2 protein-coding genes are annotated in these 2,403 nt (G+C 25.9%); both read right to left on the reverse strand.

Annotation, left to right across the window (positions count from 1 at the left end; translation table 11 throughout):
- Positions 1–352: 352 nt before the first annotated feature.
- Entirely contained in the window at positions 353–712 is a 360-nt protein-coding gene (locus tag AJ885_RS07430; protein ID WP_002779560.1) for a hypothetical protein, read from the reverse strand.
- Positions 706–2,289 carry a lysozyme gene (locus tag AJ885_RS10705; protein ID WP_070281019.1) on the reverse strand — a complete coding sequence of 528 codons (1,584 nt, stop codon included), beginning with the start codon at positions 2,287–2,289 and terminating at the stop codon, positions 706–708. Before AJ885_RS10705 ends, AJ885_RS07430 begins: the two co-directional genes overlap by 7 nt.
- Between the last annotated feature and the right edge of the window lie 114 nt (positions 2,290–2,403).

Consider the following 2,403-nt stretch of genomic DNA (forward strand, 5'->3'; position numbering starts at 1 on the left):
AAAATCAATCTGTTTAACTTCTTTATTGTTGATTGTTAAATTTTTAATAGTTTGAATTAACTCTGTTTTAGAACTTATAAACATAAAAGATTCCTTATATAAAGTATTATTATATCATTTTTTATTTGCTAATATTTTTTGTCTCTCTATTAATCTCTCCTATCCACCTAAGCACATTGCCCTTATCATCAATCTCAACTTCTAAATCTTTGTATTTGTTGTAAAATTTAGGAGCTAAGATTTCATTAATTAGGATTTTTATAACTTTAAAAACTTCTTGTAATTCTTATTGCATCTTTTTAACTTTTTACATATTCTAGGTATTTGTTGTTGCTTGTTGCCTTTGTTGCGTCTATTTTTCACATAATTTCAGACGATATTCTTGTATAATCTGCTTGTTTTTAGAAATATATAAAAAATTATTAAAAATATTGTATTCATAAATACCATTTTTAAAAACATATCCTTTAAAATTCATATTTACATCACTAATAGACTTACCGTTTAGGACAATATATTTTCCATTATTTTTATTGACACCCACATATACAACTTTATCACAAGTTATATTACCCTCTGGACATAGATTTAAAATTTTTATCCAAAACTTTTCATTTTCATAGGTACATTGCTCTAGTGGAGTAAAATCCTCTTGCGCTAATAAATAAGTACTAAAAAATAAAAACAATAATATATTTTTAAAAATTACCATTTTTCATAACCTCCTTGAATGTAAAGCTTATATTCAGCATTTCTCCTATTAATTAGTCCTTGCATTACTTTATTTTGACTTTTGTTCCACGCCATCCAAGCTTCCTTTAATGTTTTGTAGCCTGTTTTCTCTCCATTGATGATTTTAACAACAGAAGAATTTTTAAAATTATCAATCCCTATATTAAAACATAATATAACCAAGGCATCAAATTCGTTCTGTGCTAAGGAAGAGTTTATTGAATTTTTTACAGCATTTTCAAAGGGCAACAAATCGCTTTTAAACAATTTATCCGCTTCTTGTAAAGTAATACCATTTTTATACAAATCCCATTCATTTTGCCCTATAAGATGTCCATATCCAATAGTTGCACCTTTAACATATGAAGTAATTTCTTTTCCATTTTGATCATTATAAGGTTTGAGTCTTAGCTTCTCTATATTTTTTAAAAGATTTTGACCATCATTGCTTAGATGAGTGATTTTTTCTTGAGTATTGTTTTCACTAACCCCATTTACCACCACAAACTTACAAACATAAAACTCTTGTTTTCTATCTTCATCTTCTAAGATTTCATCTAGTCCTTGTGCGATTTGAAGTTTTAAATTTTGCATTTTTGCAGGAGCTAAAAAACTAAAATGATATTCGTTTAATTCTTTATTATCTTCTAAAGCATTTTTGATGATTTTATCATACTCATGTAGCTGTGTAAAATACCCTACTCCTAAATCTTTATTTTCAAATTCCTTATAAGCACTTTTATAAACTTTAGCAATGTTTTTTGGGATAATAAAATAAAGTTTGATTAAATTAGTATCAAAGCTAAGATTTAATTCTTTAAATTCATAATCTTTACTAAAGTCTTGTTTGAATTGATTAAGAATATTTATATCCTCTATATCTTTTAAATCTTTTAAATCTATATTAAATTCATTTAAAGCCTTATCTTGTTCTTTTTTTTCATTATTGATTAAAAGATTATAGATAGGTAAATTATCTTTTTGAAATCTATCACTTTTATAATGAAGTCTTATTATAGGCTCTTTTAACTCTATTTGATTTTTACTTTGTTCTCCTAAGCCCTCTTTAGGATCAAAGCTGTGATCAAATTTAAACTTAGTAGGAGTAAAGCTTACTTTTAAAGCAAAGCCTTTATCTGTTTTACAAGCTGAGATGAGTTCTTGTAAGATTGCAAATTCATTATTGACTTTCTTTTGAGATAAGGATCCTTTTACATTAACAACTTTAGTACAAGGAACACTTACACCTGCTATAGTATTAGGACAAGCTACTATACTAGAGTTTAATAAATCACTTTCTAGTATTATAGGAATGTTATTGTCTTTAAAAGTTTTTCCTTTGTTTGATTTAAGTATGACTTTACCTCCATGGATACATTCTAGGTTTTGATTTTCTAAAAGAGCATGAAGTTTAGCTATAGCTTGTTTTTTATCTACTTGTGTGGTTTTTTGTTCTTTTAAAGTGTTTGAAATTAAGTCTTTATACTCTAAGCTTTGTTTGCTTAAACATTCTAATTTAATATTTAAAGAATTTTCTATAATAGAATAATTAAGCAAACAAAGTTCATCATTTTTATAAAAGATGCTAAGTCTTCCTTTGCCACTGCTTTCATCTTTAGGAGAAAAATAATAACTAGGTGTATCTTGTTTTATAGTATTATCTTGATCTAA

This window comes from Campylobacter sp. BCW_6464 (assembly GCF_001762775.1).
Classification (GTDB): Bacteria; Campylobacterota; Campylobacteria; order Campylobacterales; family Campylobacteraceae; genus Campylobacter_D; species Campylobacter_D jejuni.